Annotated in this window: 27 protein-coding genes; 9 read left to right on the top strand and 18 right to left on the bottom strand. The window is 62.5% G+C overall.

The annotated features are described in order from the left end of the window. Window positions 1-61: 61 nt before the first annotated feature. The 3 genes from V4T21_RS13610 to V4T21_RS13600 form a co-directional block, all read right to left on the bottom strand. Window positions 62-247, bottom strand: coding sequence for a DUF1059 domain-containing protein (locus tag V4T21_RS13610; protein WP_332717702.1), 186 nt, complete (start codon window positions 245-247; stop codon window positions 62-64). A 78-nt stretch (window positions 248-325) separates the two neighbouring features. Further along, window positions 326-1,225, bottom strand: coding sequence for an oxygen-dependent coproporphyrinogen oxidase (gene hemF / locus V4T21_RS13605; protein ID WP_440589658.1), 900 nt, complete (start codon window positions 1,223-1,225; stop codon window positions 326-328). Window positions 1,226-1,314: 89 nt separating this feature from the next. After that, entirely contained in the window at window positions 1,315-1,785 is a 471-nt protein-coding gene (locus V4T21_RS13600) for a tRNA (cytidine(34)-2'-O)-methyltransferase (RefSeq protein WP_332717700.1), read from the bottom strand. Window positions 1,786-2,017: 232 nt separating this feature from the next. Here V4T21_RS13600 and petA point away from each other — a divergent pair, with 232 nt between their 5' ends. The 5 genes from petA to V4T21_RS13575 all read left to right on the top strand — a co-directional run bounded on the left by petA (window position 2,018) and on the right by V4T21_RS13575 (window position 5,631). After that, the gene (gene petA, locus V4T21_RS13595) at window positions 2,018-2,542 is read left to right on the top strand and encodes a ubiquinol-cytochrome c reductase iron-sulfur subunit (RefSeq protein ID WP_332717698.1); all 525 of its coding nucleotides are present in this window, start codon (window positions 2,018-2,020) and stop codon (window positions 2,540-2,542) included. 14 nt (window positions 2,543-2,556) lie between these two features. After that, a complete protein-coding gene (locus tag V4T21_RS13590) occupies window positions 2,557-3,810 on the top strand; it encodes a cytochrome b (protein ID WP_332717696.1) in 1,254 nt (417 codons plus the stop codon). A gap of 19 nt (window positions 3,811-3,829) precedes the next feature. Continuing rightward, window positions 3,830-4,657 (top strand): cytochrome c1, encoded by an 828-nt coding sequence (locus V4T21_RS13585; RefSeq protein ID WP_332717694.1) that lies wholly within the window; start codon window positions 3,830-3,832, stop codon window positions 4,655-4,657. Window positions 4,658-4,818: 161 nt separating this feature from the next. Continuing rightward, window positions 4,819-5,022, top strand: coding sequence for a hypothetical protein (locus tag V4T21_RS13580; RefSeq protein ID WP_332717693.1), 204 nt, complete (start codon window positions 4,819-4,821; stop codon window positions 5,020-5,022). A gap of 75 nt (window positions 5,023-5,097) precedes the next feature. Then, complete coding sequence (locus tag V4T21_RS13575) at window positions 5,098-5,631, top strand: adenine phosphoribosyltransferase (protein ID WP_332717691.1); 534 nt, start codon at window positions 5,098-5,100, stop codon at window positions 5,629-5,631. 491 nt (window positions 5,632-6,122) lie between these two features. Here V4T21_RS13575 and V4T21_RS13570 read toward each other — a convergent pair whose 3' ends face one another. Beyond that, window positions 6,123-7,586, bottom strand: coding sequence for an NHL repeat-containing protein (locus tag V4T21_RS13570; RefSeq protein WP_332717689.1), 1,464 nt, complete (start codon window positions 7,584-7,586; stop codon window positions 6,123-6,125). A 160-nt stretch (window positions 7,587-7,746) separates the two neighbouring features. Continuing rightward, window positions 7,747-8,589, bottom strand: coding sequence for an SDR family oxidoreductase (locus V4T21_RS13565; protein ID WP_332717687.1), 843 nt, complete (start codon window positions 8,587-8,589; stop codon window positions 7,747-7,749). A 90-nt stretch (window positions 8,590-8,679) separates the two neighbouring features. Here V4T21_RS13565 and V4T21_RS13560 point away from each other — a divergent pair, with 90 nt between their 5' ends. Further along, window positions 8,680-9,114 carry a winged helix-turn-helix transcriptional regulator gene (locus V4T21_RS13560; RefSeq protein WP_332717685.1) on the top strand — a complete coding sequence of 145 codons (435 nt, stop codon included), beginning with the start codon at window positions 8,680-8,682 and terminating at the stop codon, window positions 9,112-9,114. A 3-nt stretch (window positions 9,115-9,117) separates the two neighbouring features. Here V4T21_RS13560 and V4T21_RS13555 read toward each other — a convergent pair whose 3' ends face one another. The 5 genes from V4T21_RS13555 to V4T21_RS13535 all read right to left on the bottom strand — a co-directional run bounded on the left by V4T21_RS13555 (window position 9,118) and on the right by V4T21_RS13535 (window position 13,047). Further along, a complete protein-coding gene (locus V4T21_RS13555; RefSeq protein ID WP_332717683.1) occupies window positions 9,118-9,294 on the bottom strand; it encodes a hypothetical protein in 177 nt (58 codons plus the stop codon). Between the two features lie 522 nt (window positions 9,295-9,816). Then, window positions 9,817-10,170, bottom strand: a complete 354-nt coding sequence (locus tag V4T21_RS13550; protein WP_332717680.1) for a DUF423 domain-containing protein — start codon at window positions 10,168-10,170, stop codon at window positions 9,817-9,819. Continuing rightward, the gene (locus tag V4T21_RS13545) at window positions 10,167-10,718 is read right to left on the bottom strand and encodes a MaoC family dehydratase (protein WP_332717678.1); all 552 of its coding nucleotides are present in this window, start codon (window positions 10,716-10,718) and stop codon (window positions 10,167-10,169) included. Before V4T21_RS13545 ends, V4T21_RS13550 begins: the two co-directional genes overlap by 4 nt. Further along, a complete protein-coding gene (locus V4T21_RS13540; RefSeq protein ID WP_332717676.1) occupies window positions 10,715-11,209 on the bottom strand; it encodes a MaoC family dehydratase in 495 nt (164 codons plus the stop codon). The genes V4T21_RS13545 and V4T21_RS13540 overlap by 4 nt, the downstream gene beginning before the upstream one ends. 161 nt (window positions 11,210-11,370) lie before the next feature. Beyond that, window positions 11,371-13,047 carry an ABC transporter ATP-binding protein gene (locus V4T21_RS13535; protein WP_332717674.1) on the bottom strand — a complete coding sequence of 559 codons (1,677 nt, stop codon included), beginning with the start codon at window positions 13,045-13,047 and terminating at the stop codon, window positions 11,371-11,373. Between the two features lie 122 nt (window positions 13,048-13,169). Between V4T21_RS13535 and V4T21_RS13530 the strand changes: the two genes are divergently transcribed. Next, window positions 13,170-13,391, top strand: coding sequence for an Ada metal-binding domain-containing protein (locus V4T21_RS13530; RefSeq protein WP_332717672.1), 222 nt, complete (start codon window positions 13,170-13,172; stop codon window positions 13,389-13,391). 3 nt (window positions 13,392-13,394) lie between these two features. Here V4T21_RS13530 and ychF read toward each other — a convergent pair whose 3' ends face one another. The 8 genes from ychF to lgt form a co-directional block, all read right to left on the bottom strand. Next, complete coding sequence (ychF, locus tag V4T21_RS13525) at window positions 13,395-14,492, bottom strand: redox-regulated ATPase YchF (RefSeq protein WP_332717670.1); 1,098 nt, start codon at window positions 14,490-14,492, stop codon at window positions 13,395-13,397. Window positions 14,493-14,759: 267 nt separating this feature from the next. Then, window positions 14,760-15,470: an aminoacyl-tRNA hydrolase gene (pth, locus tag V4T21_RS13520; protein WP_332717668.1), complete on the bottom strand. Its 711-nt coding sequence runs from the start codon at window positions 15,468-15,470 to the stop codon at window positions 14,760-14,762. A 54-nt stretch (window positions 15,471-15,524) separates the two neighbouring features. Further along, the gene (locus tag V4T21_RS13515; protein ID WP_332717666.1) at window positions 15,525-16,157 is read right to left on the bottom strand and encodes a 50S ribosomal protein L25/general stress protein Ctc; all 633 of its coding nucleotides are present in this window, start codon (window positions 16,155-16,157) and stop codon (window positions 15,525-15,527) included. Window positions 16,158-16,328: 171 nt separating this feature from the next. Then, entirely contained in the window at window positions 16,329-16,589 is a 261-nt protein-coding gene (locus tag V4T21_RS13510) for a hypothetical protein (RefSeq protein ID WP_332717664.1), read from the bottom strand. A 267-nt stretch (window positions 16,590-16,856) separates the two neighbouring features. Beyond that, window positions 16,857-17,789 carry a ribose-phosphate pyrophosphokinase gene (locus V4T21_RS13505; RefSeq protein WP_332717662.1) on the bottom strand — a complete coding sequence of 311 codons (933 nt, stop codon included), beginning with the start codon at window positions 17,787-17,789 and terminating at the stop codon, window positions 16,857-16,859. Window positions 17,790-17,946: 157 nt separating this feature from the next. Further along, a complete protein-coding gene (pgeF, locus tag V4T21_RS13500) occupies window positions 17,947-18,738 on the bottom strand; it encodes a peptidoglycan editing factor PgeF (RefSeq protein ID WP_332717660.1) in 792 nt (263 codons plus the stop codon). 64 nt (window positions 18,739-18,802) lie between these two features. After that, a complete protein-coding gene (locus V4T21_RS13495) occupies window positions 18,803-19,885 on the bottom strand; it encodes a class I SAM-dependent methyltransferase (RefSeq protein ID WP_332717658.1) in 1,083 nt (360 codons plus the stop codon). Beyond that, window positions 19,878-20,741, bottom strand: coding sequence for a prolipoprotein diacylglyceryl transferase (gene lgt, locus V4T21_RS13490; protein ID WP_332717656.1), 864 nt, complete (start codon window positions 20,739-20,741; stop codon window positions 19,878-19,880). Before lgt ends, V4T21_RS13495 begins: the two co-directional genes overlap by 8 nt. Window positions 20,742-20,829: 88 nt before the next feature. Here lgt and V4T21_RS13485 point away from each other — a divergent pair, with 88 nt between their 5' ends. Together V4T21_RS13485 and V4T21_RS13480 are read left to right on the top strand one after the other, a co-directional pair. Further along, window positions 20,830-21,081 carry an accessory factor UbiK family protein gene (locus V4T21_RS13485; protein WP_332717654.1) on the top strand — a complete coding sequence of 84 codons (252 nt, stop codon included), beginning with the start codon at window positions 20,830-20,832 and terminating at the stop codon, window positions 21,079-21,081. Window positions 21,082-21,091: 10 nt separating this feature from the next. Then, window positions 21,092-21,826 carry a metallophosphoesterase family protein gene (locus V4T21_RS13480; RefSeq protein WP_332717652.1) on the top strand — a complete coding sequence of 245 codons (735 nt, stop codon included), beginning with the start codon at window positions 21,092-21,094 and terminating at the stop codon, window positions 21,824-21,826. Window positions 21,827-22,017: the final 191 nt, after the last annotated feature.

The raw sequence follows: 22,017 nt of genomic DNA, 5'->3' as shown, positions 1-22,017 counted from the left end.
AACCCCGGAATGACAGGTGGAGGGTTGGGCAATGCCGGGTTCTGCCACGCCCTTGATTGGCCTAGTGCCGGGTATGCACCTCGAAGATGCGTTCCTTGATGCGCTCGACCATGTCGGGGCGCACTTCGGTTTCGCCATGTTCGGACTTGAGCCGTTCGACCACCTTGCGCACGACTTCGGCCTCGGATTCTGCCGTCGCGTGCCAGGTTGCACCGGGAATCAGTGATCCACCATCAAAGCGTTTCATGGTTTCTCTCCATTCGTCTGGTTACACGAAGAAGTATTATCCATGAAACGGGCAGCATTGAGCCAGGGTTCCCGAATGTCAGGGCCAGCGCACCTCGGGGGGCATTGACGAGAGGATGGAATTGACGTTGCCGCCGGTCTTGAGGCCGAACGTCGTGCCCCTGTCATAGAGCAGATTGAATTCCACATAGCGGCCACGGCGCACGAGCTGTTCGTGCCGCTGCTGTTCGGTCCAATCGGTATTGAAATTGCGGCGCACGAGGTCGGGATAGATTTCGACGAAGCGCCGGCCGACATCCTGGGTGAAGGCGAAATCGGCATCCCAATCGCCGGTGTTGTGGCGGTCGTAGAAAATCCCGCCGATGCCGCGCGGCTCCTTGCGGTGGGGAAGGTAGAAATACTCGTCGCACCAGTCCTTGTAGCGCTGGTAGTCCACCTGCGGGTGGGCATCGCAGGCGGCTTTCATGGCGGCGTGGAAATCGACCGAGTCGGGATCTGTCTGGGTGCGGCGGGCGTCGAGGACGGGGGTGAGGTCGCCGCCGCCGCCGAACCACCAGTTCGAGGTGACCACCATGCGGGTGTTCATGTGAACCGCCGGAACATTGGGATTCCAGGGGTGGCCGATGACGGAAATGCCCGAGGCCCAGAATTGCGGGCTGTCTTCGGTGCCCGGAATCTGCTTGGCGAATTCGGGCGAAAACTCCCCGAAAACCGTGGAGATGTGGACGCCCATCTTTTCGAAGACGCGGCCCTGGATGATCGACATCTCTCCGCCGCCGCCCGCCGGGCGGTCCCAGATTTCGCGCGCGAACCGTCCCGGCGCGCGGTCGGCGTGGGGGCCGGCCACTTGGTCTTCCAGGGCTTCGATCGCCGCGCATAAATCGTCGCGAACCTGGCGGAACCAGGCGCTGGCACGGGTTTTCTTGTCTTCGATATCGTCGGGCAGGGGCATTGTCGCGGGTTTCATCATCATCGTCATAACAGGTGAGGGTCCCTAGCATGTCGGCGCTGGGGAGACCATGCTTGAGCCCGATCCTGATGTACTTGATTGAAATCAAGCGCGCGGGGCTAAGTGAGGTCGGCAAAACCGTCGGTCTGGCGCAGCGCTTCGCCCAGCACCATGGCGGCGGAGATGGCGACGTTGAGCGAGCGGGCGTCCGGTCGCATGGGAATACGGACGCCGATATCGGCATCGCGGGCGATTTCGTCGGGCACTCCGGCGCTTTCCCGGCCCACCATCAGGATGTCGCCATCGCGATAGGCCGCCCTATGGGCGGGCTGGCTGGCCTTGGTGGTGAGGAGGACCAGGCGCTTTGCTTCGGCGCGCCGCCAGGCGTCAAACCGGGCGTAGCTGTCGTGCTCGATCATCTCGACGCTATCGAGATAATCCATGCCCGAACGCCTGAGCGCGGCGCGGGAAAAGGGGAAGCCGGTGGGATGGACGATGTGGACGGGGACGCCAAGGCACGCGCCCAAGCGCAGCAAAGTGCCCGTATTGAGGGCGATATCGGGCTGATAGAGGGCAAGCGCGAGGGGCACGGGCGGCACCTTGACGAAAAGTTGTTGCAAGTAAATTGGGTATAGTGTCGCGGATCGCTTCCGTCACCGTCCCGGAGGCTGGACAAGTCATTGAGACAGTGCAAAAAGGGGGCCCAAAATCCGCTCCGCCTTTCTGGCGGCGGGGGTCAAGACGTGCATCCGCGCGAACATCCCAGCGGGGCCCGTCGGTCTGAAGACACATCTTTTGTAGACCTTTTTGGGAACTAAAGCTTTGGCGACAGCGAGTGAGACTAAAGCGACACGGCGCGATTTCCTGTTTATCGCGACCGGTGCCGTCGGTGCGGTTGGAGTGGCGGGAGCAGCCTGGCCACTGATCAATCAGTTGAACCCCGATGCGTCCGTGCTGGCGCTGGCCTCGATCCGGTTCGATATTTCCGCAGTGGCCGAGGGATCGTCGGTGACGATCCTGTGGCGCGGCCTGCCGGTTTTCGTGCGGCACCGGACACCAGCCGAGATCGAAGAAGCGCGCGCCGTGCCGCTCGCCGACCTCAAGGACCCCGAACCCGATGAAGAGCGCGTGCTCGAAGGGCACGAGGAATGGCTGATCATGGTGGCCAATTGCACCCATCTCGGCTGCGTTCCGGTGGGCGAATCAGGCGATTTCGACGGCTGGTTCTGCCCCTGCCACGGCTCCCACTACGATACCTCGGGCCGTATTCGCCAAGGACCTGCGCCGGCCAATCTGGTGGTGCCACCTTATCAGTTCATATCCGACACTGTCGTAGAGATCGGTTAAGGGGAGCACAGGGCATGTCCAACCACGCTGGCAATTACACGCCGGGTAGCGGAATCGAGCGCTGGCTCGACGACCGGCTGCCCATCATCAGGTTCTCCAAGGAACACCTGATGGATTACCCCACGCCCAAGAACATCAACTATTGGTGGACGTTCGGCGCGATCCTCACCTTCATGCTGGTCGTTCAGATCGTGACCGGCGTCATCCTCGTCATGCATTATACCCCGCATGTGGATCTCGCCTTCGCCTCGGTCGAGCACATCCGGCGCGACGTCAATTACGGCCGCATCATCCAGGGCACCCACGCGGTGGGCGCCTCGATGTTCTTTGCCGCCGTCTATGTCCATATCTTCCGCGGTCTCTATTACGGCTCCTACAAGGCGCCGCGCGAAGTGATCTGGATGCTGGGCGTTATTCTCTTCATCCTGCTCATGGCGACCGCGTTCATGGGCTATGTGCTGCCCTGGGGCCAGATGAGCCTGTGGGGCGCGACGGTGATCACCGGCATCTTCTCGGCGATCCCGCTGGTGGGCGAAGCGCTGCAGACGCTGCTTCTGGGCGGGTTTTCGGTGGCCAATCCCACGCTCAACCGCTTCTTTTCACTGCACTATCTGATCCCGTTCATCATCGCCGCCGTCGTGGTGCTCCATATCTGGGCGCTGCACGTGCCGGGCAACAACAACCCCACCGGCGTCGAGGTGAAGGAGAGCCGCGATACGCTGCCCTTCCATCCCTATTTCACGATGAAGGATCTGTTCGCTGTCGTCGTGTTCCTGATCCCGTTCGCCTGGTTCGTGTTCTTTGCGCCCGATATCCTCGGGCACGCCGACAACTACATTCCCGGAAACCCGCAGGTGACGCCGGCCCATATCGTGCCCGAATGGTATCTGCTGCCGTTCTACACGATGCTGCGCGCCATCGATTTCAACGTGCTGTTCATCGACTCCAAGCTCGGCGGGGTCATCGTGATGGCGGGGTCGCTGCTGATCCTCTTCGCGCTGCCCTGGCTGGATCGCTCGAAGGTGCGGTCGGGATCGTTCCGCCCGATGTTCAAGCCCTTCTACTGGCTGTTCGTGGTCAATTTCGTCGTGCTGGCCTATCTGGGCGCGCAGCCGGCGGAGGGCATCTACGTGACGCTCGCCAAGATTTCGACAGCCTATTATTTCGCGTACTTCCTGATCATTCTCCCGCTTCTGGCACGCTTTGAACGGCCCGCCCCGCTGCCGGCGAGCATTTCGGAAAGTGTGTTGGGCAAGGCCAATGGCTGATCGGGAGCGAAGGACAACGATGATGCTTAAAAAGACGATCCTCGGCGTGCTCGCTCTCGCAGCAGTCGCCTTCGGCAGCGCCACGGTGCAGGCGGCGGACGAATATCCGCACACCGACCAGCAGGACTGGAGCTTTTCCGGAATTTTCGGAACCTACGACCAGAACCAGCTTCGGCGCGGCTTCCAGATCTATCGCGAAGTCTGCTCAAGCTGCCATGGGCTCGATTTCATAGCCTTCCGCAACCTGTCCGAGCACGGTGGGCCGGAATATTCGGAAGATCAGGTTCGGGCGCTGGCCGCCGAATTCACCGTGACCGACCAGACCACCGGCGAAGACCGCGAGGGCGTGCCGGCCGACCGCTGGCCCAATCCGTTCCCCAGCGAACAGATCGCCCGCGATTCCAACGGCGGGGCCTTCCCGCCCGACCTGTCGCTGATGGCCAAGGCGCGCGGCATCCACATGGATTTCCCCTGGTGGGTGTTCAACTATTTCACCGCCTATCAGGAAGCGGGCGCCGACTATATCTACAATTTGCTCACCCGCTATACCGAGGCCCCCGAAGGGGTCGAGGTGCCGGTCGGCCAGTACTACAACGACTATTTTTCGGGTCATTTGATCGCCATGGCCCCGCCGCTCAGCGACGGGCTCATCTCCTATGGGGACGAGGCGACACCCGAAACTGTCGAGCAGTATGCGCTCGATATTTCGGCGTTTCTGCAGTGGACCGCCGATCCGCACATGGTCGAGCGCAAGGCGACCGGGTTCAAGGTGATCATTTTCCTGATCATTTTTGCGGTGCTCATGTATCTGGTCAAGCGCCGCATCTGGCGCGACGTGCATCATTGATCCAGGGGTAAGCGGGCTGTCCGGCGTTTCCATGGAACGCCGGGTGGCTTCAGGCCTTGGGCAGGAGGGGCTCGCAGAGCCCCTTTTTGCATTCATCGGGCTTGTCGAGGCGAGCCGAATTCTTCATTGTAAGGCGTGTTCCGGTTCATGCGGAGAACATCATGTCGGCCATTCGCGTAGCAAAGACCGTGGCGATCCTGGCGCTGGCGGCGAGCCGCAGCCCGCTGGTCCGCTCGGCCATCAAGGCGGCCCCGCTTCTGGTTTCGGAAGACCGCAAGCTCGCGGCCTTTGAGGCCACCAAGCGCGCCGCGCGCAAGGCGGGCGAGCTGACGGCGCGCGTCGTTCCGCCCAATCGCTATTTCTGACGCTTTGTTGCGGGCCGCCATCGCGCCCGGCTTTCGCGTCCCCGTTTCCTTCATTGCATCAAAGCAGGTTCGTCAATGCCGACCGATCTCAAGGCGCTCGTGCGCTCGATTCCCGATTATCCCAAGCCGGGCATCATCTTTCGCGACATCACTTCGCTGATCGAGGATTCAGACGGTTTCCGCGAAAGCTGCGCGCTTCTGGCCGATGCGCACCGGGACAAGGGGATCACCAAGGTGGCGGGGATCGAGGCGCGGGGCTTCATCTTCGGGGCAGGGATCGCCATAGCGCTCGGGGTTGGGTTCGTGCCGGTGCGCAAGGCGGGCAAACTGCCCGGGGAGACGATCGGGCAGAACTATGCGTTGGAATATGGGGTGGATACCATCGAGATCCATGCCAAGGCGGTGGGGCCGGAGGATAGCGTGCTGCTGGTCGACGATTTGATCGCGACGGGGGGAACGGCAATCGCGGCGGTTTCGCTTTTGCGGCGCACGGGCGCGAGGGTGGAGCATACGGCGTTCGTTATCGACCTTCCCGATATCGGGGGCGCGGAAAAGCTGCGGCGGCATGATGTGACGGTTGAGGCGTTGATGGCGTTTGAGGGGCATTAGGGGGGAGATTGGGGAATACGCTTTCGCTGGAGGCGCGGGGATGCTGCGTGGGTCCTTGGGTCGAGCCCGAGGACGACGAGGTCGGGAGGATGGGTGTTAGGTTCTGAAGGTTGTGTGTGTCGCCAGCTCAGCGCCTCCCTCATCCGACCTCCGCTTCGCTTCGGCCACCTTCTCCCACCAGGGGAGAAGGGTAGCACTTGGCGGGGTCCGGGGAAAATATCAGCGCTGGCCCAGGAGCCCCCTTCTCCCCTGGTGGGAGAAGGGTTGGGGATGAGGGGGCGCAGCGGTTGAACGGCCACCGTAGTGGGTGTTGAAGCTCAGCGCACCCCTCATCCGCCCCTTCGGGGCACCTTCTCCCTCAAGGGGAGAAGGGTAGCCCCTGGCGAGCTTTGGGGGAAATCAGCGGTACTAGGGCCCGTCTCCCATGATCGCAGGTGGTGGGTGTTGAAGCTCAGCGCGGAAGCCGGGCGGGGGAGCCGCCCGGCGGGGTTTTATTCGGCGGCGGACATCAGGACGCCGCCGACGGTGTCGCCATCGCCGCTGCAGCCGGCTTCGCCGTAGCGGATGAAGCGTTGGGCGCGTTTGCCGGTGTCGACTTCGCCGGTGTAGATGTTGCCCGAGGCGTCGACAGCGACGTTGTGCAGCCAGTGGAATTCGCCCACGCCCTGGCCGGGGCGGCCGAAGCGGGCGAGTTCGCCCAGCGAATCGCGGTTGAGCACGTAGATGGTCATGTTGGAATTGTCGCCGACATAGAGGCAGGTCTGCCCGTCATCGGTCGAGAAATTCACCGACACGGCGGTGCCCGGAATCGTGGTGCGGGTTTCAACGCTCACGAATTGTTCCTCGACGAAACCGCATAGCCCGGCCTCGCCATTGGGGTTGTCGCAGGGCTGGCCGAGATCGGCGAGGTCGAACACCTGGATGCGGTTGTTGCCGCGATCGCAGACATAGAGGAACCCGTCGTCGGAAATCTCGACGCAGTGGACCGGATTGCGGAAGAAACCGGGGCGCGGGGCGTCTTCGGCCGCCAGATCCTCGGCGAAGGTGCCGGAATTGTCGGCGAGGTCGTCATCGACCGGGTTCTGGCCATAAGCACCGAAATGGCCGACATATTGCCCGCTTTCGGCATCGACGGCGACCACGCGGTTGTTGCCGTAGCCATCGGCTATATAGAGAATGTTGGTTTCGGGATCGACCACCATATCGGCGGGGCGGAAGAGCTGCGGCGTGCCGTTTATGCCGCCGTCGGTGTCGTTGCTGTCGGGTGCCTCGGCTCCCGTGGCACCGACCTGGAGCACGAATTCGCCGTCCATGGTGAATTTGAGAACGTGTCCGTCCCAGCCATTGGGGCTGGCCCAGGGCGTGTTGCCCGATCCATTGCCGTTGGAGCCGATGTAGACGAAATCATTGTGGTCGATGTAGATGCCGTGCTCGTTGGCGGGCCAGAAGCAGCCATCCTCCTGTCTGCACATGGTTTCGAGATAATCGGTGTCGGAAGGGCCACCCCAGGCGCGCAGGAGATTGCCTTCCTGATCGAACTGCATGACCGCCGGGGCGGGGCCGCAGCAATCTGTGATGGGGCCGAACGGGCGCGGATGGCCCAGGGCGCTGACCGGCGCGCCCTCGGCGTCCTCGCCGACGGCTTCGAGCAGGCCGGCTTCCTCGGTGGTCAGCGAGCGCGAACGCTGCAGCACCCAGATGTTGTCGTCATTATCGGCATAAACGCCCGCGATCTGGCCGAACGTCCAATTGTTGGGTAGCGGTTTGGGCCAGGCCGGGTCCGCGATGAAATGGGGCATGACGCTGCCATCGGCCACATCGACCGGGGCGGTGCGCTCCATGAGCGATTGCAGCCGCTCCTCGCCCAATATCTGCGCGGGGTCGTCCTGCGCCATCGCGGCCGATGGCACAAGAAATGTCGCGACGACCAGCGCGATCTTTCCGAAGTTCAACATTTTATTCTCCTCGCCTTTAATCGTATAATATTTTTACTATACGACTGTAGTAATGGTGTGCATCAAGGCGGCGAGGAGTCAATTGATGCGGAATTTATAGTATATTACTACGAAATAGATTTTTGCAGTGCCGGGAGGCCCAGCACTGCAAATTGTTCAATCAGCGGAGGGCCTGGGCGACGGCCTCCTTAAGGGATTGGGTGGGGCGGCCCAGAATACGGCTCAGGGCGCGGCTGTCGTCGTAAAGCGCGCCGGATGCGGCCTTTTCATCGCTGTCGGCAATGAGTTCGGCGGCGGCGGGAGGCAGACCGATGCTTTCGAGGATTTTTGCATATTCGGCCTTGGGCAGGTCGGAATAGCTGATGGATTTGCCGGACTGGCGGGAGAGTTCGGCGGCGAGATCGGCGAGCGTATAGGGCTCGTCATTGGCCAATTCGTAGGTCTTGCCCGAATGTCCGTCGGTGGTCAGGACGATAACGGCGGCTTCGGCAAGATCGGGGCGGCTGGCCGTGGTGACCTTGCCGTCGCGGGCCGATCCGACGATCGCGCCATTGGCAAGGGCCGCGCCGAGGCTGCCGGTGTAATTTTCGGTGTACCAGGAATTGCGCAGGATGACGTAATCGAGCCCGGATTCCGCAAGGGCCTTTTCGGTGGCCTGATGTTCCGGCGCGAGCATGATTTCCGACGTGTCGGCGTTCAGGAGGCTGGTATAGACGATCTGCTTGACGCCGGCCTGCCCGGCCGCGGCGATGACTGCCTTGTGCTGGGGCTCGCGCTTGCCCACTTCGCTGCCCGATATCAGCAGGAGTTTATCGACGCCCTCAAGGGCGGCAGCGAGGCTTTCGGGCTTGTCGTAATCGAAAGCGCGGACGGCGACGCCGAGATCGGCGGCCTTCTGGGGATCGCGGGCCAGGGCGACGGTCTGATCGGCGAGGCCGCGATGCTTGAGGGCGGCGATGGCGAGGCGGCCCAACTGGCCGGTGGCTCCGGTGACGGCGTACATGAGGAATTCTCCATTGCTGTGGTGTTGCGCAATGGGATATAAACGCCTAACTTACGAAAAGTAAGTACGAACATGAAGGTTAGTTTGAAAATGGCGAAAGCTGTTGGCGAAGAGGTTCCGATAACGCTGTCGCAGGCCATGGAGCGCGGGCAGCTTTTTGCGCAGACGTGTCCGTCGCGCGATGTGCTCAAGCATTTGACGAGCCGCTGGGGCGTGCTGGTGCTCGTCGCGCTTCTGGAGGGAACGCACCGGTTCAGCGAATTGCGAAACAAGATCGGCGGGGTGAGCGAGCGCATGCTGGCCCAGACACTGCAATGGCTGCAGGAGGACGGCATCGTCGATCGGGTGGCTTATCCCGTGGTGCCGCCGCATGTGGAATACAGCCTTACGCCGCTTGGTCGAGAGGCTGCCGAAAAGGTGCGGGGGCTGGCTGATTGGATCGAAATCAACATGCCGCGTATCGGCGCGGTATGGGCTGGGCGCGAAGCCGATGCGGAAAAGGCCGGCGCGAACGCCGGCCGGTGATGGCTATTTGCCCTTGAGCTTGTCGGGCAGGGGCAGGGGAGCATTGTCGGTGCGGGGAAGGTGATCTTCGATCCTGTCCCGACGCCGCGCGGGCAACGGCGGCATTTGACGCTGGGCCTTGGGGAGCCGCGATTTGCCGAAGAGCCCGGTGCCGGTGAGCCTGTACATCTTGCCTTGCATGTGAAACCTCTTTTGTAGGTATTTATTCCTCTGCGGCAATAGCATGCCGTACCGCACGATCGGGTTCGGGCGGGGAGCGATTGGGGGGCGGAGGAACCGTGCCGGCCAGCTATCGCTGGCGACAGTTGCCTTGCTTTGTTCGGCGGAAGGATGCGCGCAGCGCAGGACGCCCGGAGCGCGCGGACAGGCTTGCTGCCGCGCTGTTGGCGGAGGGAGATGTGCCGATGGATAAATCGGATGGGAAGACGAACGCCAGGCGATGCGGGCATTTTCAGGCCTAACAGGACCTGTTGTGCCGCTCAGGTGACCAGCTTCGCTGTTTAGGGGAATTGAAGGCGGGTCAACGCCGACTTCCAGAAATCCGATATCTCGACATCATCGCGTGCTCCATTGCCTGGCCGAATATTGGCAAGGCGTGCCTTGGGCATCTGCGCTGACGCGTTACGGTATCAGATCATCGGAGTCGGGACCTCATATGTCCTTTATGGAACGCGGTGATGAAAACACAGGAAAATCATCCTGTCAACCGCGTCGCGCAAAGAGCCCGCAGACGATGACGAGGAGCCAGCCCGCGATCATCGTCACCCCGCCGACGGGCGCCAGCAGGGGAAGCGGCGAAGCGCCCCACAGATAGCGGGTGGCGAGGTCGGCGCAAAAGATCGTGACGCCGGCCATGAGAACGGTAAGGGCAATGGAGAAAATGCGCGGAAGCGAGGCCAGCGCCAAAGCCAGCAAGGCCGGCGCGTGGGTCAACGCGATCAGCGAATAGGGGCCAAGCAGCGCCGCGCCGGCGTGGGACGACGCGGCGGCAGCGGCGACGCCCGAGGCACCCAGAAGGCCGGCCAGGGCAATGGCGATGCGCTGAAGCGGGCTCATCGGCGGGCCAGCGTCCTGAGGCCTGGCAGTTTGGCGAGGGCCATGGCGGCTTTGACTTTGAGCGGCATTTTGTAGTCCCGGCGTTTGGAAAAGCCCACGAGATCGGCCGAATAGACCAGTTCTCCGTGCTGGTTGTGCGCCTCGATGAGGTTGAAGAGCAAGCCCCAGCCGGGGATGGAGTTCGAGGGGCGTTTTCCCGTGACGGTCAGCGTGTAGCGGACGGTATCGCCGGGGCGGACGGGCGCCTTGAAATCCATGCGATTGACGCCGGGAGAGGGGCCGGAAACGCCCGGTTCTCCCCCTTCGGCGCGCACGACATCCTCTTCGGCTTCCAGGCGATCGACCATCATGCGGTGGCCGACGCTGACCGTGTGCCAGCCCGAGGCGACAAGGCCGCCGAAATGGGAGTGCCGGGCCGCTTCGGGATCGGTGTGGAAATACTGCGGATCGTAAAGGCTTGCGAAATCGATGATTTCGGCCTGGGTGAAGGTGTGGCTGCCCAGATCGTACGGGGTATCGAGCTCGACGTCCTCGAACCAGCGGGTCATTGGGCGGCCCCGGCGATGGGGGCGGACGGGTCGCGGACCTCGACGAGATTGGTGAGATTGAGCGTCATCACCTGCTGGTCCTTCTGGTTGCGCATGTCGAAGGCGATGGTGAGGATACCCATCTGGCGATGGCTGGCCGAGCGGCGGAGCGAGGTGATGGTGGCCGTGCCCGAGAGCGTGTCGTTCTTCATCAGGGGGCGCTTCCATTTGAGATCGGTGAAGCCCAGACCGCCCATTGAGGCGATTTTGGAGAGAAATTCATCGACCAGCATGCGCAGCGACAGCCCGCCCGTCTGCCAGCCGCTGGCGGCAAGACCTCCGAGAAGGCTGGCCCTGGCGGCCTTTTCGTCGAGGTGGAAAGGGAAGGGATCGAACTCGGTGGCGAAGGCGATGATATCGGCCTTGCTGACCCGGCGCGGGCCGAGGGGGATGGTTTCGCCGACCGAAAGATCTTCGAAATGGCGGCGGTCGGCGGTTATCGGATTGGTCATTGGGCTGCCCGTTACGTCAATTTGTATTGTACGCGGAATGGGGGGTGGGGCAAGGGGCACTGGGAGTGGGCGTGGATCCTCGGGTCAAGCCCGAGGATGACGAGGAGAGTGAGGGAAGGTCGGAAGATTTTCGGGCGCCGATACGGGAGCGAGGATCAAGTCTAGGGTGATAGGGGGGAAGAGTCGCGGCCGATCTTCACCACATTGTCGTCGGGGGCGATGACGCTGAGGCGGTGGGTGATGGCGATGATGGTGACCTCGTCGCGCAGGAGGCGGAGCTGGTCCATGATGTCTTTTTCCGTCTCGGCATCCAGCGCTGAACTTGCTTCGTCGAGGAGGACGATGGCCGGATCGGCGTAGAGGGCGCGGGCGATGGCGATGCGTTGGCGTTCGCCGCCGGAAAGTTTCAGGCCGCGCTCGCCGACGATTGTTTCGAAACCCTGCTCCAGACCCTCGATGAAACCCAGGATCGCGGCGCGTTCGGCGGCGCGGCGGAGGCGGGCGGCGTCGAAGGGGCGGCCGAGGACGATGTTGGTGGCCAGCGTATCGTTCAAAAGCACGATATCCTGGGGGACCGAGGCGACGTGGGCGAACCAGTCGGCGCGGGCGATGGCGTTGAGATCGATGTCGTCGACGGTGATCGTGCCCTTGGTGGGGCGCATGGCTTTCAGCAGCAGCTTGAACAGGGTGGACTTGCCCGCGCCGGTATCGCCGGTGATGTAGGTGATGGTGCCGCGGCGCGCGGTGAAGCTGGCATCGGAAACGCCGCGACCGTTGGGGTAGAGGTAGGAGACGGCTTCGAACGCGATGGAGCCTTGGGTTATCGCGAAATTGCCGGTGGTTTCGGGATCGTCATGGGTTTCGGCCTGCCACATGCGGGCGAAGGGCAGGAAGCTGGAGTAGGACTGATTGAACTGCTGGATGGCCTGGCCCATCATCTGGAAGGGCATGTTGAGCTGGAGCAGCAGGGTGTTGAACAGGACGAGATCGCCCACCGTCAGATCGCCGTTAACGACGCGGGGGACGAGCAGCCAGAGGGTGATGGCGAACTGGGCGGCGAGCGCCAGGCCGAACACCAGGGCATAGCGCATCTGGGTGGTGGCGTAGCGGCCGAAGGCATCGAGAACCGAACGCTCACGGGTGGTGAACTGGCCGATCATCCAGCGGTCGGACTGGAACTGGCGCAGGGTATCCATCGAGGAAATGGCGTTGCCCACGAACCGCGAGCTGGCCTGGGACTGTTCGATGGCCGCATCGAGGTGGGGGCGGGTGATCGTGGCGGCGCGGGTGACCAGCGCGATATAGACGATGCCATAGACGAGGACGATGAGCGCGATATCGAAATCGAGCACGGTGCCGAGCAGGCCCAGCGCAAGGACCAGTTGCGCGATGGAGGGCAGGATGGCGGCGAGCGCGAACTGGACGACGATGTTGAGGGCGCTCGAGCCCTTCTGCTGGGCGCTTTCGATTTCGGCGGGGTTGTGGTCGAGGAAAAACGATGAGGTTTTTTCGACCAGACGGGCAAAGAACGAGGTGGAGGTGACAAAGTTGAGGCTTTCCGCCGTCATGAAGGTGAGAAAGCTCGACATGCGTTGGAGTGCGTACGCGGCGCCCATGAGAACCGCATAGGCCATGAAGGCCCAGAGGAGGCCGGTGATGGCGGCGGCCAGGGTCAACTGATCGATAAGGCGGGAAAAGAGATAGGGCGCGGCGATGCTGGCGAGCGAACCGAGCATCGTGGTGGCTAAAACGGCGAGGAGGATGAGGCGGGCCGTCTTGAGATAGTGCGAGAGGATGGTTCGGATCGGGGGAGAGATGAGAGCCAGATCGAACTTCATTTCCTCGCCTCCTGCCCGTCCGGGGCGCAGACAATAGGCGATTCGGGCGACGGATTGGGAAAATCGGGTCGCGGGCGAACGGGGAATGGTGGAAGAGACGGGTAGATCGAAGGAGCAGTGTCGTGGCCGAATTGAGCGAAACCGCTGAGCTTTATGCCTCCCTGGCGGCGCGCGACCGCCGCTATCTGGGGGAGGTGTTCGTCGGGGTGGGATCGACGGGGATTTTTTGCACAATGGGATGTGCGTCGCGCACGCCGCTGGAACAAAATTGCCGGTTTTTCGAAACCGTCGAGGATTGCGTGGCGGCGGGATTTCGGGCCTGCAAGAGATGCAGGCCCGAATAGGCTCTAGGTATTGAACTTGAAGAGCATCACGTCGCCATCCTTGACGACGTATTCCTTGCCTTCGTCGCGCGCCTTGCCGGCTTCCTTGGCGGCGACTTCGCCACCCAGGGCGATGAAATCGTCGTAGGCGATGGTCTGGGCGCGGATGAAGCCGCGTTCGAAATCGGAGTGGATGACGCCGGCGGCCTGGGGGGCCTTGGTGCCCACGGGAATGGTCCAGGCGCGGGCTTCCTTGGGGCCGACGGTGAAATAGGTCTGCAGGTGCAGGAGCTTGTAGCCCTCGCGGATCAGGCGGTTGAGGCCGGGTTCTTCAAGGCCGAGCGAGGAGAGATAGTCGGCGCGATCGGCATCGTCGAGACCGGCGAGTTCGGCTTCGATCTCGGCGCAGATCACCACCACGCGGGCATCCTGGTCCTTGGCGTAGGCTTCGACCTTTTTGGTGTGCTCATTGCCGGTCGCGGCGGCGGATTCATCGACGTTGCAGACATAGAGCACCGGCTTGGCGGTGAGGAGCTGGAGTTCCTTGAACGCCTTTTCCTCGTCTTCGGCGCGCTCGGTGTGGCGGGCGGGCTTGCCGTTTTCGAGCAGCGTCTTGGCGCGGTTGACCAGATCGAGGGTGAGCTTGGCGTCCTTGTCGTTGGCGCGGATTTTCTTTTCCAGACCGCCGATGCGCTTTTCCAGGCTCTCGAGATCGGCCAGCATCAGTTCGGTTTCGACGACTTCGGCGTCGGCGATGGGATCGACCTTGCCGGAGACGTGGATGATGTCGTCGTTTTCAAAGCAGCGCAGCACATAGGCGATGGCGTCGCATTCGCGGATGTTGGCCAGGAACTGGTTACCCAGGCCTCCACCCTTGGACGCGCCTTTGACGAGGCCGGCGATGTCGACGAAGGAGAGCCGGGTGGGGATCACTTCGCGCGATTTTCCGATTGCCGCGAGCCGTGTGAGGCGTTCGTCGGGGACGGAGACTTCGCCGATATTGGGCTCGATGGTGCAGAAGGGAAAGTTGGCGGCCTGGGCGGCGGCGGTTTGGGTGAGGGCGTTGAAAAGCGTCGATTTGCCGACATTGGGCAAGCCGACGATGCCGCATTTGAAACCCATGGGAAACCTCGGGGGATGGCGCTGTGGGGCGCTGGGAAATCGTTGGGGATTAACTCGTGCAGAGTGGGGGAGAAGTCAAGGGCGGGGGCAAATGCAACCGTGGTGGCTGTGCAACCTCAGCGCACCCCTCATCCGACCTTTCGCTTTCAGCGAAAGCCCACCTTCTCTCTCAAGGGGAGAAGGGGACCTGGGGCAGTGCTCAAACAAGCCTCAAGCGCTGCCCGAGGGGAAGGGGGTGAGGGGCGCGCTGAGGTGGTGTTGGTCCACTCAATCCTTGTTACGGAAGAGCTTTTTGAGCATGTCGGCCATGGGGCCGGAGCTGGGCACCTTGGCTTGCGGGGTCGAAGGGCGGGCCTGGCGGATGTGGGATTGGGCCTTGGGGGCCGGCTTTTCGGCCTTTTCGGGCTTGGCGGAGGGGACGGCCAGGGCGAGTTTGTTCATCAGGCCGGCGGCGTCGCCCTTGGCGATCAGGCCGGCGTTTTTTGCCAGGGCGTCGAGGAGGGGTTCGAGCCAGTCGTTGTCGGCCTTGTGGAAGTTGGACAGCACGTGGGAGTGGACGCGGTCCTTGTGGCCGGGGTGGCCAATGCCGAGGCGGATGCGGATGAAATCCTTGCCCAGGTGGCTTTCGATGGAGCGCAGGCCGTTGTGGCCGCCATTGCCGCCGCCAGCCTTGATGCGGACCTTGCCGGGGGCGAGGTCGAGTTCGTCGTGGATGGCGGAGATATCGGCCGGCGCGAGCTTATAGAACTGGGCGGCCTGGGCGACGGAATCGCCCGAGCGGTTCATGAAGGTCTGCGGCTTCAAAAGCATGATTTTCTCGCCATCGATCACGCCCTCGGAGACGAGGCCGGAGAACTTCTGGCGGAAGGGGGGGAAATTGTGCTGGCGGGCGATTTCGTCGACGGCCAGAAAGCCGATATTGTGCCGGTGGGCGGCATATTCGGCGCCGGGATTGCCGAGCCCTACGATCAGGTGCATCGCATCTCTCCGGAAAAGCGGGATGGGCTGGCGGAGGCCGCCAGCCCGAAACGATTATTCTTCGTCTTTGTCTTCAGCTTCGCCTTCATCGGCAGCTTCGTCTTCAGCGCCTTCCGACGAGCGGAGGGCGGACGGGGCCGCGATGGTGGCGATGGTGAAGTCGCGATCGGTGATCGTGGGGGTGACGCCCTTGGGCAGGGTCACGGCCGAAATGTGCAGCGAATCGCCGACTTCGGTGCCCGTAAGATCGATGACCAGGTTTTCCGGGATCGAATTTGCGGGGCAGGAGACTTCAACGGTGTGGCGAACGATGTTGAGCACGCCGCCCTTCTTGAGGCCGGGGGACTTTTCTTCGTTCTCGAAGTGAACCGGAACATCGACCGTCAGGGTCGTGTTCTTGCCCACGCGCAGGAAATCCACATGCACGAGGAAGTCGCGCACGGGTTCAAGCTGGTAATCCTTGGGGATCACGCGGTGCTTTTCGCCATCCACGTCGATCTCGATGACGTGCGAAAGAAAGCCGCCATCGTGAATCTTGCGGAAGGTGTCCTTGTAGGACACGGCGATGGACAGAGGGGCTTTCTTGTCGCCGTAGATAACGGCAGGAACCAGACCTTGACGACGCAGTTCACGAGCGGCCCCCTTGCCCACCCGGTCCCGCACCGAAGCCTTAAGCTCGACGCTCATGGAAATCATCCATTGGTTGGGTGCGTCCTGTACCAACAGGAACGCGCGCCCGTCCTCCAGGGGTGACGAGCGCTTCATGGGCCGCGTCTATATAGGAGAGCGGGAAACTGGGCAAGTGGCCCAAGTGCGGTCAAACGAGTTCAGGGCTTTGCGGCAGACACCGATCTGGGTCTAGTCCTGGTCTTCGAGGGGCGAGAGGCCACGGCGTTCCATTTCGGCAAGCGCCTCGGCGCGCAGGGCCATGGCGCGGTCGGTCAATTCGCCCTCGGGATCGTGATGGACACGGAACAGCCGGCTGGTGCCGAACCGCTTGTGCATATGCACGAGCATCGTGTCCGACCACGTGGGAATTTCATCGAGAAGGGCCTTGAGTTCATCTTCGGCAGACGAACGCGGTGTCACCAGCGGGTGACGGAGAGGGGGCTTGGTCACTGATACATCCACATACGCAGTGCCCGCAGTCATGGCTGGCTTGCCCCACCGGAGATTCCGTAAAAACGAAAAATGCCGGAGCCAGTCCAAAGTTCCACGTGCAAACGATGCTTGTGGCTGAGTCGCGCTCATGGGTCAAAATCCCCCGCCCGGTTAGCCTTTCATTAACCATGAAAGTTCCCGATTTTCGGGCGGGAGGACAGATCGCGCGGCTGCTTATGCCTGAATTAAGGCCTCGTTAACCGATCGGGGCGCGATGCCGCCGGGTCAGTCGAAAAGGCTCGACACCGACTGTTCGGACGCCGTGCGGGCGATGGCTTCGCCGATCAGGGTGGCGATGGAGAGGTGGCGGATCTTGTCGACCTTGGCGACGGCTTCGGTCATTTCGATCGAGTCGGTGGTGACCAGCTCCTTGAGCCGCGAATTGGCGATGCGCTGGGGAGCGTCGCCCGAGAGAACGCCGTGGGTGATATAGGCGGAAACTTCTTTGGCGCCGGCATTGAGCAGGGCCTCGGCAGCGTTCACCAGCGTGCCGCCGGAATCGACGATATCGTCGATGAGGATGCACGATTGCCCCTCCACATCGCCGATGATGTTCATCACTTCGGAAACGCCGGCGCGCGGGCGGCGCTTGTCGACGATGGCGAGCTGGGCGCCGATGCGGTTGGCGACGTTGCGGGCGCGCAGCACGCCGCCGACGTCGGGGGAAACGATCATCACCTTGGAGGTGTCGTAGTTTTCGGCGATGTCGCGGGTGAGAACCGGTGCGGCGTAGAGGTTATCGGTCGGAATATCGAAAAAGCCCTGAATCTGGGGAGCATGCAGATCCAGGGTCAGGATGCGGTTGGCGCCGGCGTGGGTGATGAGATTGGCCACCAGCTTGGCCGAGATCGGGGTGCGCGGGGCCGATTTGCGATCCTGGCGGGCGTAGCCGAAATAGGGCAGCACCGCCGTGATGCGCCGGGCCGACGAACGGCGCATGGCGTCGATCAGGATCAGCAACTCCATCAGATGGTCGTTGGCCGGATAGGACGTGGACTGGATGATGAAGACATCCTCGCCGCGCACGTTCTCGTGGATCTCGACGAAGATTTCCTTGTCGGCGAATTTCTTCACCGATGCGTCGGTTAGGGAAATTTCGAGATAATTGGATACGGCCTTGGCCACGGTGAGGTTTGAGTTGCCCGTCACCAGCTTCATGGTCAGCCTCTGTCTGTCGCCCTGACACCCGGGACCGCCAATGCCCGAGTTTGTTGGGCGGACGTTTAGACCCTGGGCGCCGCGACTTCAATATGACTTTTGCATGAAGGTTACGGGGTGGTGATGGTGTTGCCGATCTGCACGCATTGTTCCGGCTTCATCCGCGCGCGATAAGCGCGATCTGGCGGCCGGCGCGGGTTCCGTGGTGGGTGGCGTAGCGGTGCGAGAAATAGAGGTCGGGGTGGGCATAGGTGCAACCGCCCACGATTTCGACCACCCGCAGGCCCAGTTGGCCGGCCTGATGGCGGACGAGGCCGCCGACGTCGAAATGGGGCTTGGGCCAGCCGTTCATAACAATGAAATCCGCGGCATCGGAGAAGTCGGCTCTGATGGTTTCGGCCATGTCCTCGCCGATTTCGTAATTTTCCGGGGAGATCGAGGGGCCGATGGCGGCGGCGATGTTGGCGCGGCGGGCTCCGAGAGCTTCCATGGCTTCCACGGTGCGGGCGAGGACGCCGCCCACGGCGCCCTTCCAGCCGGCATGGGCCGCGCCGATGATGCCAGCCTCGGCGTCGGCGAGCAGAATGGGAGCGCAATCGGCGGTGAGGATGCCCAGGGCGATGCCGGTGCGGTCGGTCACCAGCGCATCGGCTTCGGGCCGGTCGGCAACGTTATAGGCCTTGTCCACCGTATGAACGCCCGTGCCGTGCACCTGCCGCACCAAGGCGATCTCGATCGGCCCGCCCTTGAGAGCCATGACGGCGCGGTGGACGTTTTCAACGACATTGGCCGTGTCGTCGCCGACCATGCGCGAGGCGTTGAGCGAAGCGAATTCGCCATCCGATACACCGCCGCGTCGGCCGAAAAAACCATGACGGATGCCGGTGAACTGGGTGAGGGCGGGGCTCTGTTCGAGGGGCGGATGCATGTGAGGCTTGGCTTTCTTCATGAGCAATCGGGCAGATGTCCGGATTGCTCCTTTTCGATTTTCGCGTTTTCGAACGGCAAAACGCTCAAGGCAAAAAGCCCGCGGGCCTGAGGCCGGGGCTCGACGCGGACAGGACTTTGAACAGCGTTCCCATCTGATCGGACGAGGTGAGCCGATCGAAGGCCTTCGCGAGGGACGGGGCCTTGTCAGGGTTTGCCGTGGCGAGAGCCGAATGGCGCTCGACCAGCCCCAAGGATGTAAGAAACCGACCCTGCTCGGCAAGGGGGGAGACGATCAACCCAGCCATGCGCGCAGCGCGGCCCAACGCCTGGAAATCCACATGGGTGGTGAGATCGGCGGCGCCGGGCTGGGCAAGGGGATCGACATGGGCATGGCGGGCGAGGGCCTGGAGGGTTTCGCCCGGCTGGGTGCGGGCGTGCCCGTAATCGATGACCAGGATGGCGCCGCCCCGTGGGGCGATAAGGCGGCTGACCTGGCCCATGAACTGCTGGGCGGCAAGACCGATCTCGGCCACTTCGCCATCCTGCGCATCGGCGAAAGCCTCGCCGATCAACGCTTCCTCATAGGGGGTGGGCGAAAGGCCGAAGGTGCGCTTTCCGTCCGAAAGCCCGACGCTGCGTTCGTACCATTTGCCGGCGCGGCGGACGAACTGGCGGACTGGCAGGGCATCGAAGAATTCGTTGGCGATGACGATCAACGGGGCGCTGCCGACCGCTTCGATGTCGTCGACCCATTGGGGGGAATAGGCTTTGAGCCTGTCGCGTTGCATGTCGATGAGAACCGGATTGGTCTCATAGAGCCTGAGGTCGAGCGCTGATGCAAAGCCGCCGGCGCGGGCGGCGACGCGCAGGGCGTCGGCCAGAAGCGTGCCGCGACCCGGCCCGAGTTCGAGCAGGGTGAATTTTTCTGGCGCACCCATCTGGAAATAGAGATCGGCGATCCAGGCGCCGATCATTTCGCCGAAGGTCTGGCTGATTTCGGGGGCGGTGATGAAATCGCCCTTTACACCCAGCGGGTCGGACTTGCGGTAATAGCCGCGCGTGGGATGGGTGAGGCACAGACCCATATAAGTGGCCAGCGACATGGGGCCGGTCTGGCGAATCTGCATGTCGATCAGATCGCCAAGCGAGAGGCCCCGATCAGGCATGGCGACGGCGGGACTGGGCCCAGAAGACCAGCGCAATGCCGGCGATCAGGATCGGCACCGACAGCACCATGCCCATGGTGAGCCAGCCGAAGGCGAGATAGCCGATATGGCTGTCGGGCAGGCGGAAGAATTCGACGAAAATGCGCGAGAGCGCGTAGCCGATGCCGAAAATGCCGGCGGCGGTGCCGGGCTGGCGCAGCACCAGCTTGACGTGGGTGAAATAGCGGATGACGAGGAACAGCAGAACGCCTTCGAGCAGGCCTTCATAGAGCTGGCTGGGGTGGCGCGGCAATTCGCCGGCGCCGGGGAAGACTACGCCCCAGGGCATGGTGGTGACCGAGCCGTAGAGCTCGCCATTGATGAAATTGGAGACACGGCCCAAAAACAGGCCGATGGTGGCGCAGCAGGCCAGAAGATCGAGGCCGGACAAAACGTTCGCGTTCTTGCGGCGCAGATAGACGATCATGGCGATCATCAGCCCGAGCATGCCGCCGTGGAAGCTCATTCCACCGTCCCAGAGGGCGATGATCTGGGCGGGGTCGGCGGCAAAGACCATGGGATTGTAGAACAGGACATAGCCCAGACGCCCGCCGACGATGATGCCGATCACGATCCAGAAGGTGAAATCGAACAATTCGTCCGGCGTCATGGGCGGGTTGCCGTTGGCCCAGAGCGATTTTCGCCTCAGGATCAGCATGCCATAGCCGACGCCGAGGAAAATGCCGGCCAGATAGGCCAGCGCGTACCAGCGGATGACGATGGGGCCGATGGCAAAGGCTACGGGATCGATTGCGGGGAATGGCACGTTTGTCGCTCGGAGCAAGTGAAGGGCAAGCCGGGTCGGCGCGCGGAACATGCCTGTCCGGACCGGCTCTGGTCAAGCGCGTGTTAAGACCCTACATATCAGGGCAACGGGCCGATGGGCCAAACCAGAGGAAGAAGCGATGTCGCAAGGACAAAAGTTTTTCGACGATCTTGGGCGGCTCATGAACGATGCCGCCTCGATGGCGGACGGCGCGCGCCGTGAGGCCGAGAGCGCATTTCGCGGCCAGATGGAGCGTATCGTCAACGATCTCAACCTCGTAAAGCGCGAGGATTACGACGCGCTGCGCGAAATGGTGACGATCCAGGGCGAGGAAATCGAGGCGTTGCGCCGCGAAATCGACGCCTTGAAGGGCGGGGAAAAGACCGAATAGGGAGGCTTCGATGCAGGTCGCGGTCATCTCGGACGTTCATGGCAATGGGTTGGCGCTCGACGCGGTCCTGGCCGATATCGAGCGGCATGAGGTCGAAAAAATCCTCAACCTGGGCGATCATTTCGCCGGCCCGCTCGAGCCGCGCCGGACGGCGGATATTCTGGCCGGGCTCGATATGGTGGCGATCCGGGGCAACACCGATCGCTACCTTATGGAAGGCGATCATGACGACCTCGACGAAAGCGATCGCTGGATCGTCGATCAGATCAAGGGCATGCCGATGGATTGGCTTCGGACTTTGCCCGCGACCGCGGTTTACCGCGATGCCATCTTTCTGAGCCATGGGTCGCCGCGATCCGACGAGACCTATTGGCTGGACCGCAAGGTGAAAAGGCAGGGCTTCGGCGTCGCCTCGACCGATGAAATCGAAGCCGAACTGCCCGAGGCGCGCTATCCGGTCTATTGCTGCGGCCACACCCATATCGCGCGGGTGATCACGCTGCCGGACGGGCGGATCGTCTTCAATCCCGGCAGCGTGGGGCGGCCCTCGTTCAATATGAACGATCCCGAGTCCGCGGGGCGCCTGTCGCCGGCGGCGGCCTATGCCGTCGTCGAGAATTCGGCCGGCAAATGGCACGTCAATCTGCGGCAGGTCGCCTATGACAACATGGCCGCCGCAGCGATGGCCCGTGCCCATGGCAGCGATAAATGGGCGCTCGATCTCGAGCATGGGCGGCAGCGCTGAAAGCCAGTTCACAGGCCTGTGGATTGGGGCTTTCGTTAAGACCCCGTTAACCACCTTACTCCGATCATCCACAAGAGAATTCCGGTTTTGCGCCCGCGTTTATGGGAGCGTCCGGGGGCTCCGGTGTAGAGTCGATTTCAACGACGATTCGTACATCTGGGTTCCGGTCTGGCCGGTTCGGTTGTGCCGCG

It is taken from the genome of Pelagibacterium mangrovi (assembly GCF_036662815.1).
Classification (GTDB): domain Bacteria; phylum Pseudomonadota; class Alphaproteobacteria; order Rhizobiales; family Devosiaceae; genus Pelagibacterium; species Pelagibacterium mangrovi.
This window is presented reverse-complemented; position numbering and strand designations above follow the sequence as displayed.